The organism is Gloeothece verrucosa PCC 7822 (genome assembly GCF_000147335.1).
Lineage (GTDB): Bacteria > Cyanobacteriota > Cyanobacteriia > Cyanobacteriales > Microcystaceae > Gloeothece > Gloeothece verrucosa.
This window is the reverse complement of sequence record NC_014501.1, coordinates 4,339,431-4,355,573: the sequence shown is the minus strand read 5'-3', so window position 1 is coordinate 4,355,573 and position 16,143 is coordinate 4,339,431. Positions and strand designations below refer to the sequence as shown.

The window sequence follows — 16,143 nt, the reverse complement described above, 5'->3', positions numbered from 1 at the left end:
ACCTCAATTTATGGATAACTCCAACCCAACAAAAGTTAAGTTTGATGCCGTAAAATTACCTAACTTGGGAAAATCATCCGCCCTCGTTTTTCTCTTGATTTTTGGCATCATAATAGTTCCGGTGATTTTACGCAGTTTAATTATTATTCCCGTCGGCCATGTGGGCATTTTGGAAGGGGAAGGCGTGGTTACTCCTCAAATTCTTAAACCGGGCTTGAATTTGGTCAATCCTTTTAACCAGGTGAGCTTAATTTCTACTCGGATTCAAGATATTAAAGAAAAAATCGAAGCCAGTTCTAAAGAAGGATTAAAGTTTGATGTGGAAGTGAGCTTACAATATCGTCTTAATCCGGACAAGGTGATGACTGTCTATGAAAAATTAGGCTTGAATAATAATGATGTTTTAATCTCTCGTTTTCGTTCTCTGACTCGGGAAATTACCGCTCAATATCCCCTGGAAGAAATGGTCTCGGCAAAACGCCGAGAATTGGCTTATCAATTGCAAAAGCGGCTTGAAGAAAATTTAGATTCTTTGGGTTTTGTAGTAGAAGAAGCACTGATTCGAGAAATTGTACTGCCTCCAGATGTTCAAGAAGCTTTCAATCAAAAGATTAAAATTCAACAGCAGAGCGAACAAATGAAATTTGAGTTGGAAAAAACCCGTCAAGAAGCTCAACGCCAACGGATTCAAGCTCAAGGAGAGGCTGATGCTCGACTGATTAAAGCTAAGGCAGAAATGGAAGCACAAAAGCTTATTTCTCGCGGGCTTACTCCTGCTATGTTACAATTAAAGTCTATTGAAGCAACTGAAAAAATTGGGACTTCTCCTAATGCTAAAATTTATCTGGGCTTAGGGAATGCTTCTCAAGGGAATATTATTATCCCTAACTTTGACCAGTCTTCTAATAATCCTCCTAAATAATTAATATTTTTTCTTGACTATATTTCTTGCACAAGGGTTTATTTGAAATTATTCTCCCCCGATAAATACAGAGAATTTTTCGAGTAAAAGACCTAATTTATTAAGTAAGTAGCTGTCGGGGCTATTCTCTAATTCCTAATAATTGAATGAGCCAAGTGTTAGGGATCTCCGAGAGCCGCTTTAAGGCTTCCTCTAAATGAACCTCAAAATCTCGGTTTTCAATATCTATGATGAGTTTATAAATGAGTTCAAAGTGGATTCTGTCTTCTTTTTCCATCGGACGAAATTCCCCATTTTTAAAACTATTCAGGATGGCAATCTGTTGTTTACCTACTTTACCGTTAATATTCGGCTGTCTTACATCTCTCCAGAGGATAAATTGAATGTTTTTGTGGCTGTTTACTAATTGGTTAAAGTTGCTGATTCTAGCGGTAAATGAACTTCCCTCAACCTGTAAAAATGCTATACAAATGCTCTCTTTAGGCTTCTTGATAACTAAATGTTCAGGAATTTTTTTAGTCCCTAATCTCAGTTGCTCCATGTCAAATTGACTAATTTTTTCAAAAGCTTCACTGATAAAGGTCAATTTTCCTAAGTCATCATTATCATTGATAAATTGAATTTCATTATACTCTCTTTCTAGTATTTCTTTTTGTTTGACTAGGTAGGTTCTAATCTTGTCCTCATCAGGGTGAGGCGGTGGAATAAAAATGGGGGTGTCAACTGTTGTTTGATTTCCGTTTTTGAACTTCTGCTGTAGTTCTTCAATTTTTGCCTCTAAACTGCCTATTTGATGAACAACTTCTTGCCAGCTATTTTTAAACTGAATAAACTCTTTTTCTAATTTTTTTAGTCTTTGTTCTACGGCTAATGAAACAGGCGGAATAACGTCATCAATGATGGGAGGTGATGCGACGGGAATCTGACGAACTTTATAATTATAATAGTCGGCTGCCCGATTTAAAACCATCCGAATAGATTTTTGCTGGAGAATATCTTCTAATTCTTCGGGAGCAAATAAAGAATTTACATTTAAGTCAATGCCAGCCGCTTCTAATTTTATTTTGAGAATGTCTTTTATTTGTTCCTGAGAAGGAGATTGTAAATAAATCTGCTGTTGCGATACTCGACCAACAACTGCCCCATCAAAAATATATTGAAACTGTTGCCATCGCTCCGGAAATAAGTTTAAAATAATTAAACTATTAGGAACGTGTGTAAACATTTCTTTAACAGCTTCTCCAAAATTCAGCAATAATTCTCGACGATGTTCATAGCCTAAACTTTCCAATTGATCGAAGACAATAATTAAGGGTTCATCTAACAAGGAAAGCTTACTAAATACTGAAATGGCTTGCAAGGAAAATTCTTCTTTACTAATTTCATCATTCCAGTTTTCTAGTCCGATTAATTGAGCCGCACTTTCTGATAATTCTTCGGCGGCTAACCAACGAGCGGCTAAATTTCTTCTTTTCGGGTCTGTGTATCGACAAAATTCAATTATTCCTGTCAAAATTTGTAAATAATAACCACTAGCTCCCCATTCATTCAGCCACCAATCTAAAATTCTTTTTTTGATGTGATCCCAGAATTCTCGTTTTTTTTGCGTTCCTTCTCCTCCTAGTTGTTTGTATAAATTGAGGGGGTTATCTTTGACAGTCTTTTGAATATCAATGTCTTTTTGAGTCAGTTTTATAATGGTACTGCGGCTAATGAGTTTAACAAAACTATGAGCTAATAAATGTTCAAATTGAGTATAATCTGTCCCCGGTACTGGTTGAACAAAGGATTGTAAAATTTGGCTATAAGTATGATAAAGAACGGAGTTAGGATTATTCGGCGATCTAATAAATAATAATCGGTTAATTTTTAATAATTCTTGTGCCAGCCGCATAATTAAGTGAGTTTTCCCACTGCCGGGTTCACCAATAATGACCACTCCTTTGCTTTGGTGATTCTCATCATACTTAATATCAGTAATGGTGGATTTAAGTCTGGCAAATTCCCCCTGATAAATACTTTTTAAATCGGGATGAGTTTGAAAAGGATTGTCAACGCGATTACTCCCAAAAGGATTGGGTTTATTGGCTAAAGTGAAAGGATTTTTTTTGTCCATTATTTTTCGATACAATTGATAGGTAAATTCGGCATCATATCTAGCCGCATGGGCTTGTTGAGGGTTAAAATATTTGTGGTTGACTTTAAGTCCCAACTGTTTACTTAGGTATTCTAGAGAATAACTCGGTAAGTTCGGAAAGCTATTTTTCGCCAATTCTAGGCTACATTGAAAGTTTAAGTTTTGCCAGTCTATACTAACTTTTTTAAAACTATTTTTTAAAACTTGAATATCATGATTAGCATTATGACAAATAATGACCTTTTCTGAGGCGATTTTTTGAAAATCTGCGAGAATATCTACCAAAGGTTTAGACTTGAGCCGCCTACCATAATAATTGGGATCTTCTTGAGAAAAAGCCTCATAAATTAATTCTCCCTCAGCGTTAATAATGGCAATTTCTCTAAGCTGATCTCTTCCTTCTGTATCAATAACAATAAAATTTTTTATAAGGTCCATAGACTTCTTGTGGAAGGGTCAAAAATTTACGAATGTCCTAACTGCCAATAGAGATGCTATAAGTAAAAGTTTTGCTTGAGTAATATAAGATAAACCCACCCTATAGGGGGCGGGTTGTTCTCTATCTATTGTAATGATCAAAAATTCTGGGGAAATTTAAACAGAGGCAAAATAAATTTTCGCTTTTTCAGGATCGGGAATCATAGTCTTATCGCCTTCTTGCCATCCAGCCGGACAAACTTCATCGGGATGACTTTGAACATATTGAATCGCTTTGAGTGTGCGTAAAGTTTCATCTACACTACGACCAAAAGAGAGGTTGTTAATGGTAGCGTGTTGAATCACACCTTCTTTGTCAATGATAAATAATCCGCGCAGGGCAACACCCGCTTCAGGATCTAATACATTGTAAGCGGTACTAATTTCCTTCTTGATATCGGAAACGATGGGGTAAACAATATCTCCAATTCCACCATCTTTGCGCTCAGTTTGAATCCAGGCTAGGTGTGAAAATTCGCTGTCTACAGATACCCCTAAAACTTCTGTGTTGATGTTTTTGAATTCATCATAGCGATCACTAAATGCAATAATTTCTGTAGGGCAAACAAAGGTAAAGTCTAAGGGATAAAAGAATAAAACCACGTACTTACCACGATACTCAGACAGTTTGATGGTCTTGAACTCTTGATCGATAACGGCTGTCGCAGTAAAGTCGGGCGCACTTTGACCTACTCTTAGGCTCTCTGCCATACTACTCTCCTTGTGTGTTTACTCAAACTCGATACTTAACAAACTGTTACAACTATATCATACTCATAACGATTTTGAGTAACAAAGTAACGAAAAATACCAAATGCTGAGGAGAAGGCAGGAGAGTAAAGACTTAGGAATCACGCAAGGAAGAAAACGAACTGAAAAATTTTGCTGGTGCTAGGTTTCAATTATTATTATGGTTCTGTAGTTGATAGTAAGCAAGGCGAGAAAATAGTCGGCTTAAGTGCGCCCAACACCAAACTTGACGCAGGTGATGAGAACCTAGCGGCAAATGGCCTTTTGGTGCATTGAGGCTAAAGGTAAACTGTTGGTAATCTAACCAGCGTGTTTTGTTTTTCCAACCCACCAGGGTAGCAAATTTTTTCTCGGTATCGTAATCAGCATACAGAGAACCCCCAACACTAAGCCAAATTCCTTTTTGCACTGAAAACCCGAATCTTCCCCCACTATATTTAACCCAGAGTTGGTCAAGGGTGATCAGATCGTTATAGGAAAAACGATCCACATCGGCCGGGTAAACTTCATACCAGCTTTTCTTACCCATGATTTGTAGCATGAGCTTAGATGTTTCGAGATCGGCGGCTTGCCATTGATGAGCGGCGAGAAGCTCTTTTAAATTCGTGTAGTTAATCCCTTTTTTGCCGGTGGGCAATACCTCGTTACTGTCTAGTTTCATCATTTCCCCTCGATTAGTAAAACACTAAAAATTAAAGTGATTGATCACGATAACCTTTACAGGTTCTAGTGTAGCTAGTTTTTAAGTCGGGTTAGGTGAGCGAAATTAGTGACAAGCGGTGATATTGATCATTCTAAGCTTGTGATCCTCTTTTCGAGAATTCTCGGTTCTCAGAGCCGGTGTGAGCTAAAACGAGAAAACGATCCGCCTCACGAGCATAAGAATTGCTATCTATCCTTTACATCTTTATAAAGACTGAAAAATTTCTGACTTTTATCTATTCCTTTAGGTGAGCTAAGTAACGGCAAAAAAAATATCTTTTCTTTTTGAGGCAAATTCAGGCAAAAAATTGAACTTGTAGAATTTATAAGCTTATTTTATCGCCTAGACTTAGCAGATTAATTTGAACGCTTTTTCCCGAACTTTTCCGGTAAAAATAGCCGGATTTAATTTAGACAATACCTCAGACAGAGGGACGGACAAAGGGCAAAAGTTATTGTTAAAACAACTAAATTTTAAAGTCCACAAGGAAAAAAATTATGCAAGAATACTTTACTAAAAAAATCACTAAAAAAGCAGTAATGATAACCGGAATTACAAGCGCGACTCTTTTTCTAGGTTTTCCAGCATTAGCGGCCGTTAATAGTAATTCAGTTAGCTTGAATCAGGACTCAACTCAGGTTGTAGCACAAGCTGGCGTAGGCAACTCTAACGATATCAATAATGTTGATACAGGAGATAGAAATACTAGCCCTGAAGTTAATAGAGAACAAAATAGACCTGGAACGGGTGTTGACTCGGATACTAATATACCAGATTATACCAATGACAATAGCACTGGCACCAACATAAACAATTATCCGAATGGTAGAAATAGCAACACCCAGAATAACCGGATGATGCAAAATCGCACTGGTAGCCAAAATTATCCCAATGGCACCAATGGCACCAATGGCACCAATAGCAATAACAACAATAACCGGATGATGCAAAATCGCACTGGCAGCCAAAATTATCCCAATGGCACCAATAACAATAACAACAATAACCGGATGATGCAAAATCGAGGCGGCAGCCAAAGTTATCCCAATGGCACTAATAGCAATTACAACAATAACCCAAACAATTCTCAAATGAACAACTCAGGTGCTAATAATGATAATACTGGCACAGGTTCAATTAGAGGTCTGTGGTAATCAGCCATTTGCTCTATAAGAGCTATAAGTCGCTTTCTTAAGAAAAGGGGAAAGCACAGCAGAATTAAATGAATATTTTTCCTTTCCCCTTCCTGCCTTACAAGCGGATTGATTATGCTCTGATGGCTTCCAACAAAGCTGTAATCGCTTGATTTTCTTGTAAGTTAATCTCCCCATCGAGTAAAGCAACACTAACAGCAATGGGTAAAGCGATGGCGACTAAATCTGAGTCAAGTTTATTAATCAGTTGCTCTGATTGTTGGGGAACTTTTAAGGCGGCTTTAATCTCAGCTTGAAGGGAATGATCTAAATTCAAAACGTTTAAATGAGTTTTAATCAATTCCCATTCTAAAATCGAGTCAGGATGACCCACTTGAATCAGATAAGCCAACAATCTAGCCAAATATGTCTGCTGTTGCTGACTCATGCTATAGTGTTTTAGCTTTGAGCCATTTTCCGATGCTCCACAAGCACGAAGATGTTCTAAAATTGTTTGCCAGTCTGTAGCGTCACATGATTCGGGTTGTCCAACCGTCAAGGAAACTTTGATTTTGTCTGAAATAGGTTCGAGTTGTGTAATTTGAGCTTGTACCCCCAAATAACCCAACCAGCGCACAATGGTATCCATTAAAATAGAACGAGTAGCCATTGAGTTCGCCAACAGACGAATCTGAGTTTGCACCAAGGGACGGACAATTTTTGAAAGCATAACAATTAATTGATTTTAAGCATAGACCGATTCTCTGTTTCTATATTAGTTAACGCTTGTGGTTGAATTCTTAACCTTTGATACAAACCACTTGTTTTAACACAGCTACGATCTCTACAAGGTCAGACTGTTGAGCGATCACTTGATCAATGGGTTTATAAGCCGCCGGAATTTCATCGAGAACCCCGTGATCTTTGCGGCATTCAATGCCTTGGGTTTGTGCGATCAAATCATCAAGGGTAAATTGCTCTTTGGCTTGATTACGAGACATTAAACGTCCTGCGCCATGACTACAACTACAAAAACTTTCTGTATTGCCTTTTCCCTTGACAATATAGGATTTAGCCCCCATTGAGCCAGGAATAATCCCATAATCTGATAAATTCGCTCTTACGGCTCCTTTGCGAGTAACATAGACTTGTTGATCAAAGTGAGTCTCTTTCTCGGCGTAATTATGATGACAATTCACGCTTAATAGGGGTTTAGTGGGTTTTCCGCCGGCCAAATGTTTTTCCACAATGCGTTTAAAGCGGCTCATCATAATTTCTCGATTAAAACGAGCATAGCTTTGTGCCCATTGTAAATCTCGCCAGTAAGCCGCAAATTCAGGGGTTCCCGCCACAAAATACGCGAGATCTGCATCGGGTAACGAGGTTTGGCTTAATTTAGCTAACTGTTTAGCGGTTGAAATATGACATAAAGCCAGATGGTTACCGATATTACGAGAACCGGAATGTAGCATCAGCCAGACTTGCTCCTGTTCATCGAGACACAGTTCGATAAAATGGTTTCCTCCTCCTAAAGATCCCATTTGTTTAATGGCTTTCGTCTGTAAATCTTGTACCCCTGAATGTAATTGTTTAAACTCTTTCCAATGTTGCCAGTTATGAACCGCTTTTTCGATGTCTTTATTTTCATTAAAGCCCACTGGAATAGCCGCTTCAAGGTCTAAGCGAATTTTTTTGAGTTTACCTTCGAGTTGAGTTGCTCTAAAGGGCATAGCCAAAGCCGCCATCCCACAACCGATGTCCACGCCCACTGCGGCCGGAATAATAGCATCTTTCGTGGCAATCACAGAACCCACTAAAGCGCCTTTACCGAGGTGAACATCTGGCATTAAAGCCACGTGTTTGTATACAAAGGGTAAACAAGCCACATTTTTCGCCATTTGGGTTTCTTTTGGCCCTAACGGGTGATTTGCCCAAGATAAAATCGGCGTTGGTGTAGAAACTTTTACTTGTTCGTAAGGCATAGTTAGTATTAGATATATTACATATATAATACACCTAAAACAAGCATCTCAGAATTTATTTGTTGTATCAAGATCTACTGAAAGCGAACTCAAAACCTGTTACTGTCATGAGATAGGATCAACCCTAAGTATTTTGACCGATATAAGGCATGCGGATCGAGCAGTTACAGGCGTTCTTGGCAGTGGCAGAAACGGGGAATTTTGGCAAAGCGGCCCACAAATGTGGGGTCACTCAATCAACTATCAGTCGGCAAATCCAATCTTTAGAACAAGATTTAAAAATGTCGCTATTTCACCGCACTGCTCAGGCTAAATTAACCATAGCAGGCGAAATCTTATTGCCTCGGGCTAAAAAAATTTGTCAGGAGTGGGAAGCCGTTAATCAGGAAATTGCGGATTTACAGTCGGGAAAACAGCCAGAACTCTGTGTCGCAACGATTCACTCGGTTTGTGCCCATTATTTACCGCCCATATTACAAAAATTTTGTCGCCACTATTCAGGAATTCAATTACGAGTAACTGCCCTAGGTAGCGATCGCGCTTTAAAAGTCTTGCGAGATGGGTTAGTGGATGTAGCCATTGTCATGAATAATCGCTTTTTAACCGCTAGTCAAGACATGGTGGTAGATGTTTTATTTGAAGAACCCATACAAGTTTTAATGGCTGCGGAACATCCCTTAAGTCAATATGAAAAAGTGCCTTGGTCAGAATTAGTTCGCTATCCCCAAGTGGTCTTTAAAGATGGCTACGGAATGCAGAGATTAGTACAAGAGTGGTTTTCTCGTCAAGAAGCGACCCTAAATTCAGTGATGGAGTTAAACACATTAGATGCTTTTCGGGGAGTCGTACGACAAGGAGAAATTATCGCGCTTCTACCCCAGTCAGCGTTATTAGATGCTCATCAGGATATAACATTAGCGGTCCGTTCTCTAGATAATATCCCAAATACGCTTTCTTCGCCTCTACCTAACGGAAGATTTACTCATCAGTTAACCCGTCAAGTTGTGTTAGTGACTACCAGTGATCGTCTCCAAATTCCGCCCATCGCTCACTTTTGCGAGTTAGTGCGAGAATTCTCTAAGTCTCTTGGGCAGTTCCCAGAGAGCAACGGAAAATCGTTATCGATCACTCATCTTTCGTGAGCGCGGATTGGGGGTTGCCCCTCTAGCTCAACTGAGAGCTAGAATAAAAGAACATGACCTGATTTTGGCCTAAACCATGTCTCGAAACAATAATTCTCTTTCCCGTGAATTAAGAACCCAAGCGGCAATTTTAGGCTCGTTTGTCGCTATTTTTTGGGTGTTGGAAATTGCTGATCAGTTGATTTTCCACCGGGCATTAGATGGTTATGGCATCATTCCTCACAGTCTGATCGGACTTAGGGGCATTTTGTTTGCCCCCTTTTTACATGGGGGTTTTGGCCATTTGATCGCTAATACTATTCCCTTTATCATTTTGGGGTGGTTGGTGATGATTCAGGAAACGAGTGATTTCTGGATCGTGACTTTGGTAACCATGCTCATCGGCGGCTTAGGAGTATGGCTGTTTGCGGCTCCGGGTTCAGTGCATATTGGCGCAAGTATTTTAATTTTCGGTTATCTTGGCTTTTTATTGGCGCGAGGCTATTTTCAACGCAATTTAGCTTCTATTGTGATTTCTGTCCTCGTGTTTTTAATGTACAGTCCGCTTATTTGGGGTATATTGCCTTCTAGTCAGGGAATTTCTTGGCAAGGGCACTTATTTGGTTTTCTGGGGGGAGTAATAACAGCAAGATTAATTGCTAGAGAAAAACAATATTATCGCTAATTAAATTGATTAATTAGAGTAGAGACATGGCTTGCCGCATCTCTACTCGAGTTTTTTCCGTGAGAGGTTAGCTTTTTCCGTTGCCAGTAATTTCGCTACATACCTCATAAAAATCGATTTTGGGAGGGCTGGCAAATAAAGGATTCATTTTATTCAAAATAGCGTCATAATCTTCCGTTCTATGAAGCTCCATATCTTCTATTTTGTCCCAAATAATCACGGCAATGCCTTCATCAGTGCCCGGTTTTTGCAGTAAAAAAGCGCCTTTAAACCCTGTGGTAAAGGTGGAGACAGCTTTTTCATAAAGTCGCTGGGCTTCCCCAAAACAACCAGGTTTAAACTCACCTATCGCTACATAGGCGTATTTATGTTTCAGTAGAGACTCGTAAAAATCACTCATAATTAATTACAACAAGCACATGGATTAGGCGTTTATACTGACCATTAACCGATTAAATCTTTACCTTTCGCAGAAACTCAAGACTTTTTTAACGATTGAGACAGGATTAAACGGTTAAATGGATGCCGCTTTCAAGGCATTTAGCACTGTTAATATTTTACTAAATGATGAGCCTATTCCGTACAGGCTTAGCGTTTAAGAGACAGAACTAAACACCACAACGCGATCACGTCCTTGATTTTTGGCTTGATATAAAGCCATATCAGCCGACTGAATTAAAGTCTCCCCCTGCTTACCATGAGCCGGAAAACAAGCTACTCCGATAGAAACCGTGAGGGAAGTAAAAGCCGAATTATACTGTTGAAAATTAAGCTGTTTTATCCCTTTTCTAATTTGTTCTGCTCGTTGTTGACTATCCGATAAAGACGCTTCAGGTAAAATCAGCAGAAATTCTTCGCCCCCATAACGACAAGCAATATCACCACTGCGAACATTCGCCATTAAAAAATTCCCCACTTCATGCAAAATCAAATCCCCGGCTTTATGTCCAAAATTATCATTAAATTGCTTAAAATGGTCAACATCAATCATAATTAATCCCACTGGATGTTGTTTTCGTTGAGCTAAATTAATCTCCCTTTTTAAAGATTCTTCCATATAACGACGATTGTATAAACCGGTCAAAGAATCTTTAATACTTTGAGATTCAAGAGACTCTCGTAATTGTAAATTAACCAAAGCTAAAGAAATATGTTCCGAAACGGCTCGCGCTAATTGTTGTTTAACTTCACTAATTTTTTCGGGTTCTGATGTACTTAAATAAAATAAGCCTACAGCTTTCCCTTGAGCCATCATGGGCACACAAAGGCTTTCTACTGGTGCGGGAGTTCGGTGAGTATGGAGACACAACAAACTCGGCTGATTGGGTTTAACCAAATGAATATAACCCCGTCGCAAAGCCCAACATTCATCAAAAGTAAATAAACTTTTACTTGATATATTTTCTCCCCATGTTACTACGGCTTCGAGCAGAGTTTTAGAATCATTAAGCATATATAAGCCGCCCGAGCAGCCAGGAAATAAAGGTTGTAGTAACTCCCCGATCACTTCATAAGCTTCTTCAATATTTAAACAAGCTTGGAGAAAATCATTGACCTGATTGAGCAATAAAATATCTTGATGTCGTTGTTCAAGTTCTTTGACCCTAGCTGTTAATTGTTCATTAAGCTGTTGTAAAGCCTCCTCAGTTTTTTTGCGTTCACTAATATCGGTTAATAAGACCAACGCCCCCACATAATTTCCCGTATAATCATAAATCGGATTCGTCGTCATCATTGTCCATAAATGACTTCCGTCTTGACGAATCATTTTAAAATCATGATGATCCATTATGCCGGGACGGCGACGTTTAATACTATTAGTGACTCGAGCTTGCTCTTGAGGCAGCACAAAATCTAATAGAGACCTTCCTTTCATTTCTTCCAGAGAATAACCTAACATTTGTGCCATTCTCTGATTGACAAAAGTTGTCAGATTATCCTGATCAATAATCCATACTCCCTCAGCAGTGGTTTCAATAATTCGTCGATATTGTTCTTCACTTTGCCGCAAATCTTCAATGGCTTTTTTCCGTTCATTAATATCTTCGACAATGCCAATAAAATACATGGCTTGTCCCTCGGAAGTCCGTACCAGAGAAACACTCAAATGCACCCAAATAAAAGAGCCATCTTGACAAAGATAACGTTTTTCTAAGGCAAAATCATCCCGCTCGCCCTTGAGCATGGTTTGCATGAGAATATATTCCTGCTCAAAATCATCAGAATGACTGATAGATTGAACGGTTTTTTTCTGGAGTTCAGTTGCCGAATATTGAACGATATCAAGAAACTTATCATTAAATAAAATCAATTGACCTGATAAAGAAATCTGAACAATTCCTACGGCGGCTTGCTTAAAAATACTGCGAAATCGTTCTTCAGAGTCTCGTAAAGCTTCCTCGGTTCGTTTCCGGTCAGAAATATCCTCAACAATTCCAATCAAATATTTTATATTTCCTTGAGAATCCCACACAGTAGAAGCTGTTAAATTTACCCATTTAATCTCACCATTTTTGCGAATGTAACGTTTTTCTACGGACCCCGATCTGAGGTTTTCAGCTATTAATTGATGGACAAATTCCTGGTTATTTAATAAATCATCAGGATAAGTAATTTCTTGATAGGTTAACGAGAGAAGTTCTGACTCAGAATATCCTAATAACTGACAATATCGTTGATTGACTCGAATAAATTGACCAGATAAGGCAATAATTCCCATCCCCACCGCAGCCTGTTCAAAAATCGCCCTAAATTGAGCTTCACTATGAATTAACGCCGCTTCGACCTGAACCCGTTCTGTAATATCTTCAATGCTTAAAACCACTCCCTCAATTTCTTCCTCTATATTTAATAAAGGAGAAGCATTAAACGACAGTAATAACTGTTTATTGAAACCCCGCTCTTGAAGGGTAGGGTCTTCGTTGGGCAATTCGACAAGATGATGAACAGTAAAAATCGGTTGTCTTGTTTGCATGACTCGTTGAAAAGGAGATTGTGCATTAGAAATACTATTTCCCTCCTCATCAAAGATTTTCCAGGCTAAAATATTGTAGGGTTTAAGCATTTTGGCTAAAGAAATTCCTAAGACCCGTTCGGCCTGTTCACTGGCTAAAATAATGTTTCCTTGGGAATTAACCATCATAATTCCCACAGGACTGGTTTCCATAATGCGAGCTAACAAATCTATCTCTCGCCGCAAAGCTTCTTCAAGACGCTCACGCTCATGAATTTCTAAGCGTAATTGTTCATTAATGTTTTGTAATTCCGTTGTCCGTGCTTGCACTCGGTCTTCTAACTGTTGATTTAGCCTAGTCAGTTGTTCTTGTGCTGCCACTTGTGCGTTACTTTCTTCTAATTGCTCAATCCTTGACTCTCCTATCCCTAAAAACAGAATGGCTCCCAATAAATCAATAATTATAGCCGCAAAAATTGTGTAAGTTCCGGCAATCAAAAAGGGAGCGTGAATTTCAGCTAGGTCTTTTTTGACCATAAGGCCCCACTGTAATTGAGCGAGTGGTTCATAAGCGGCTAAAACTTTATCTCCACTATAGTCTAGTCCTCTAAAAATTCCCGACTTGCCCGAGAGAGCTTGCAAAAAGGGTTCGGACTCTTTACTTTTGACTGACAGAGAGTGAAAATGTTCACCATTAGGATGTTGATGGGGAATCAAAAAAATAATTTGCTCGTTGTCTCTTTTGAATAGGGTCAATTCCCCTGTTTGAGCTAAATCATTAAATTTTTCATATCCAGCTATCAAGGTATCTAAGGTCGTTTGAGAATTTTTGGTATTTTTGGCGATAGCTTCGATTAATCGACCCTGACTTTGCGCTGTTTCAATTAACCGTTGTTTCTGCTGCTCTAAGGCGGCTTGATATAAAGTATAAATACCGATTCCTGCGACAACCAAAGAAACTGTCGTCATATTCAGAATTAATAAGCCCAATCGCCGACGGTAGTTCATGTTGAATCAGGCCAATTTTGACCAAAAAAAAGCTATGTAAAAAAGAGCGATTCCAAAAGGAGCCGCAAGGCGGTGTTGGTCTTTGAGATTGAGAGAGGCCGCTAAAGATTGCCATGATTGGCTTGATTCTTTCTCTATTAAAAAAGAATCTTAAGCAAGACTAGCGATCTTAATTCTGGTTAGGGTATTTTGTTTTTATACTTTATGGTGGTTGGTAAGTGGTTCTTAATTCTAGAATAACCTTTTTTGTGAAAAATCAGGGAGTATTTCTACCCTAAGAGGGATTGATTGACAGCAAGTATGGATAGTCAAAGTAATGGCGGCTTAATGGATCTTTGGCGATTACACTTGCTCATCCAGAAGCTTTTAACCTTTTTCAAGCCATGTATCGGTGATTACAAGCAATATATGAAAGATTAACTGAGGCCGCGAACTTGTTGGCAACTGATTTCTGATTACTGATTTCTTCTGCCGCAATGACTTCGAGCTATCATAAATAGTAAACTCTCAGGCATTTAAGTTACCTGTGTTCCGAGAGCCGGTGTTTTCTGTTCGTTCACTTCCCTTTTTTTGACCAGAACTTGGGAGGTGTGCAAGAAGTCTAATGAGTTAGAGGTTAATCCAATGCAACTAAAAACCGAAAAACGCTACTACACCCCAGAAGAATATCTCGAATTAGAAGAAGCCGCCGAATATAAAAACGAATATCTTAATGGAGAAATTATTCCGATGGTTGGAGGAACAACTAATCACAATAAAATTTGTTTGAACATTTGTCGTAACTTTCCTTTAACCATTGATAATCAAGATTATGAGGTTTTTATGGAGGGTGTACGATTATGGCTGCCTGAGTATAACTTTTATACCTATCCTGATGTGATGGTGATTAAAGGTCAACCTATCTATCATGGCAAAGGAAAATCCAATGTTACCAATCCTCAAATTATTATTGAAGTTCTTTCTTCCTCGACACAAGGTTATGATCGAGGAGATAAATTTCAATATTATCGTTCCCTTCCTACCTTTCAAGAATATATCTTAATTGATCAATATCGCTATTTTATTGAGCAATATATTAAACAATCAGACAATCAATGGACAATTAACTTTTATGGGGGAGAAAATGCCGTCTTAAAATTCGCTTCAGTTGACTGGCAAATTTCCCTACAAGAGGTTTATCAACGGATCGACTTTGAAGCCGCAGAAGAATCAAATTCCTAAGTCAAACTCCGGCTCCCATAGACCATGACTTTTCCCCTATTTCCTATTTTAATAATTCAAGTGGCGTATTAGTAGAAGGTTGAGAATGTTTGGGAATAAATGTCTGCAATAATCCCCATCCCATCAGACCCGCAAGGGCAATTCCCCCCACAATTCCCGCCATTTTTAGGTAAAATTTGGGTTGATTTTCCGATGGTGTTTCTACTTCAGTAATAGGGTCTTCAGAAATAGCACAACGATGATAAAGAAAATCTAACGCAGAGTTACGCAGTGCATAATAATTCGGGTCTTGTAAAATTTGGGCACGGACTCGGGGACGAGGAAAAGGAATATTGAGTATTTCGCCAATTTTGGCGGCTGGTCCATTGGTCATCATGACAACGCGATCGGCTAAAAATAAAGCTTCATCTATGTCATGAGTAATCATCAGCACAGTTAAGCGATATTCGCGCCAAATTTTTAGGAGTTCTTCTTGTAATTCCTCCTTAGTAATAGCATCTAAGGCCCCAAAAGGTTCATCGAGAATTAAAACTTGGGGACGAATTGCCAAAGCGCGAGCAATGGCCACTCTTTGTTTCATCCCGCCTGAGAGTTGATGAGGCTTTTTTTGGGCGGCTTCTGTCAAACCCACCATTGATAAATATTCTTCTACGCGAGCAATTTTTTCGGCTTTAGTCAGGTGAGGATAAACCGAATGAACGGCTAAATAAACATTTTCAAAAGCTGTTTTCCAAGGCAAAAGACAATAATTTTGAAAGACCATCATGCGGTCCGGTCCCGGTTGTGTGATCAGTTTGCCTTGTAGCCGCACTTGTCCTTCTGTGGGCTGATTAAAACCCGAAACCATGTTTAAGAGAGTGGATTTTCCACAGCCAGAATGGCCGATCAAACACAGAAATTCCCCTTCTTGAACCGTCAAATTAATCTGATCTAAAACCGTACAAAAACCCTTAGCAGTTGAATAGACTTTAGAAACATTATCAATCAGGAGAAAAGGCGAGAACGTGTTCTCCTTGTGTTGTTCCGGTTGACTGGTGGTGAAGGTTTGCAT

Annotated in this window: 13 protein-coding genes; 5 read left to right on the top strand and 8 right to left on the bottom strand. The window is 38.9% G+C overall.

The genetic code is table 11. The annotated features are described in order from the left end of the window. The first annotated feature begins 10 nt into the window (after positions 1-10). Positions 11-922 (top strand): SPFH domain-containing protein, encoded by a 912-nt coding sequence (locus tag CYAN7822_RS19305; protein ID WP_013323940.1) that lies wholly within the window; start codon positions 11-13, stop codon positions 920-922. Between the two features lie 121 nt (positions 923-1,043). On the opposite strand, the gene CYAN7822_RS19300 is transcribed toward CYAN7822_RS19305, so the two are convergent. The 3 genes from CYAN7822_RS19300 to CYAN7822_RS19290 form a co-directional block, all read right to left on the bottom strand. Further along, positions 1,044-3,497: an exonuclease domain-containing protein gene (locus tag CYAN7822_RS19300; RefSeq protein WP_013323939.1), complete on the bottom strand. Its 2,454-nt coding sequence runs from the start codon at positions 3,495-3,497 to the stop codon at positions 1,044-1,046. A 156-nt stretch (positions 3,498-3,653) separates the two neighbouring features. Continuing rightward, the gene (locus CYAN7822_RS19295; protein ID WP_013323938.1) at positions 3,654-4,247 is read right to left on the bottom strand and encodes a peroxiredoxin; all 594 of its coding nucleotides are present in this window, start codon (positions 4,245-4,247) and stop codon (positions 3,654-3,656) included. A 187-nt stretch (positions 4,248-4,434) separates the two neighbouring features. Next, a complete protein-coding gene (locus CYAN7822_RS19290; protein ID WP_245602604.1) occupies positions 4,435-4,950 on the bottom strand; it encodes a GUN4 domain-containing protein in 516 nt (171 codons plus the stop codon). A 536-nt stretch (positions 4,951-5,486) separates the two neighbouring features. Here CYAN7822_RS19290 and CYAN7822_RS19285 point away from each other — a divergent pair. Next, positions 5,487-6,143, top strand: coding sequence for a hypothetical protein (locus CYAN7822_RS19285; protein WP_013323936.1), 657 nt, complete (start codon positions 5,487-5,489; stop codon positions 6,141-6,143). A 112-nt stretch (positions 6,144-6,255) separates the two neighbouring features. Here CYAN7822_RS19285 and CYAN7822_RS19280 read toward each other — a convergent pair whose 3' ends face one another. Beyond that, complete coding sequence (locus CYAN7822_RS19280) at positions 6,256-6,852, bottom strand: hypothetical protein (protein ID WP_013323935.1); 597 nt, start codon at positions 6,850-6,852, stop codon at positions 6,256-6,258. Between the two features lie 70 nt (positions 6,853-6,922). After that, positions 6,923-8,104, bottom strand: coding sequence for an RtcB family protein (locus tag CYAN7822_RS19275; RefSeq protein ID WP_013323934.1), 1,182 nt, complete (start codon positions 8,102-8,104; stop codon positions 6,923-6,925). Between the two features lie 149 nt (positions 8,105-8,253). Between CYAN7822_RS19275 and CYAN7822_RS19270 the strand changes: the two genes are divergently transcribed. Both CYAN7822_RS19270 and CYAN7822_RS19265 read left to right on the top strand, forming a co-directional pair. Beyond that, positions 8,254-9,246, top strand: a complete 993-nt coding sequence (locus CYAN7822_RS19270) for a LysR family transcriptional regulator (RefSeq protein WP_013323933.1) — start codon at positions 8,254-8,256, stop codon at positions 9,244-9,246. 76 nt (positions 9,247-9,322) lie between these two features. Further along, positions 9,323-9,910 (top strand): rhomboid family intramembrane serine protease, encoded by a 588-nt coding sequence (locus CYAN7822_RS19265; protein WP_013323932.1) that lies wholly within the window; start codon positions 9,323-9,325, stop codon positions 9,908-9,910. 67 nt (positions 9,911-9,977) lie between these two features. On the opposite strand, the gene CYAN7822_RS19260 is transcribed toward CYAN7822_RS19265, so the two are convergent. Both CYAN7822_RS19260 and CYAN7822_RS19255 read right to left on the bottom strand, forming a co-directional pair. Continuing rightward, entirely contained in the window at positions 9,978-10,310 is a 333-nt protein-coding gene (locus CYAN7822_RS19260; RefSeq protein WP_013323931.1) for a hypothetical protein, read from the bottom strand. A gap of 195 nt (positions 10,311-10,505) precedes the next feature. After that, positions 10,506-13,832: a PAS domain S-box protein gene (locus CYAN7822_RS19255; RefSeq protein ID WP_245602602.1), complete on the bottom strand. Its 3,327-nt coding sequence runs from the start codon at positions 13,830-13,832 to the stop codon at positions 10,506-10,508. A gap of 663 nt (positions 13,833-14,495) precedes the next feature. Here CYAN7822_RS19255 and CYAN7822_RS19250 point away from each other — a divergent pair. Next, on the top strand, positions 14,496-15,092 hold the full coding sequence (locus CYAN7822_RS19250) for a Uma2 family endonuclease (protein WP_013323929.1): 597 nt from the start codon (positions 14,496-14,498) through the stop codon (positions 15,090-15,092). Between the two features lie 43 nt (positions 15,093-15,135). Here the strand turns inward: CYAN7822_RS19250 and CYAN7822_RS19245 are convergent, their stop codons facing one another. Further along, positions 15,136-16,143 (bottom strand): nitrate ABC transporter ATP-binding protein, encoded by a 1,008-nt coding sequence (locus tag CYAN7822_RS19245; RefSeq protein WP_013323928.1) that lies wholly within the window; start codon positions 16,141-16,143, stop codon positions 15,136-15,138.

What these genes read in the sequence shown, in the direction of transcription:
- CYAN7822_RS19305 (WP_013323940.1), top strand. Translation starts at nt 11, where the DNA reads ATGGATAACTCCAACCCAACAAAAGTTAAGTTTGATGCCGTAAAATTA.
- CYAN7822_RS19300 (WP_013323939.1), bottom strand. Translation starts at nt 3,497, where the DNA reads ATGGACCTTATAAAAAATTTTATTGTTATTGATACAGAAGGAAGAGAT.
- CYAN7822_RS19295 (WP_013323938.1), bottom strand. Translation starts at nt 4,247, where the DNA reads ATGGCAGAGAGCCTAAGAGTAGGTCAAAGTGCGCCCGACTTTACTGCG.
- CYAN7822_RS19290 (WP_245602604.1), bottom strand. Translation starts at nt 4,950, where the DNA reads ATGATGAAACTAGACAGTAACGAGGTATTGCCCACCGGCAAAAAAGGG.
- CYAN7822_RS19285 (WP_013323936.1), top strand. Translation starts at nt 5,487, where the DNA reads ATGCAAGAATACTTTACTAAAAAAATCACTAAAAAAGCAGTAATGATA.
- CYAN7822_RS19280 (WP_013323935.1), bottom strand. Translation starts at nt 6,852, where the DNA reads ATGCTTTCAAAAATTGTCCGTCCCTTGGTGCAAACTCAGATTCGTCTG.
- CYAN7822_RS19275 (WP_013323934.1), bottom strand. Translation starts at nt 8,104, where the DNA reads ATGCCTTACGAACAAGTAAAAGTTTCTACACCAACGCCGATTTTATCT.
- CYAN7822_RS19270 (WP_013323933.1), top strand. Translation starts at nt 8,254, where the DNA reads ATGCGGATCGAGCAGTTACAGGCGTTCTTGGCAGTGGCAGAAACGGGG.
- CYAN7822_RS19265 (WP_013323932.1), top strand. Translation starts at nt 9,323, where the DNA reads ATGTCTCGAAACAATAATTCTCTTTCCCGTGAATTAAGAACCCAAGCG.
- CYAN7822_RS19260 (WP_013323931.1), bottom strand. Translation starts at nt 10,310, where the DNA reads ATGAGTGATTTTTACGAGTCTCTACTGAAACATAAATACGCCTATGTA.
- CYAN7822_RS19255 (WP_245602602.1), bottom strand. Translation starts at nt 13,832, where the DNA reads ATGACGACAGTTTCTTTGGTTGTCGCAGGAATCGGTATTTATACTTTA.
- CYAN7822_RS19250 (WP_013323929.1), top strand. Translation starts at nt 14,496, where the DNA reads ATGCAACTAAAAACCGAAAAACGCTACTACACCCCAGAAGAATATCTC.
- CYAN7822_RS19245 (WP_013323928.1), bottom strand. Translation starts at nt 16,143, where the DNA reads ATGCAAACCTTCACCACCAGTCAACCGGAACAACACAAGGAGAACACG.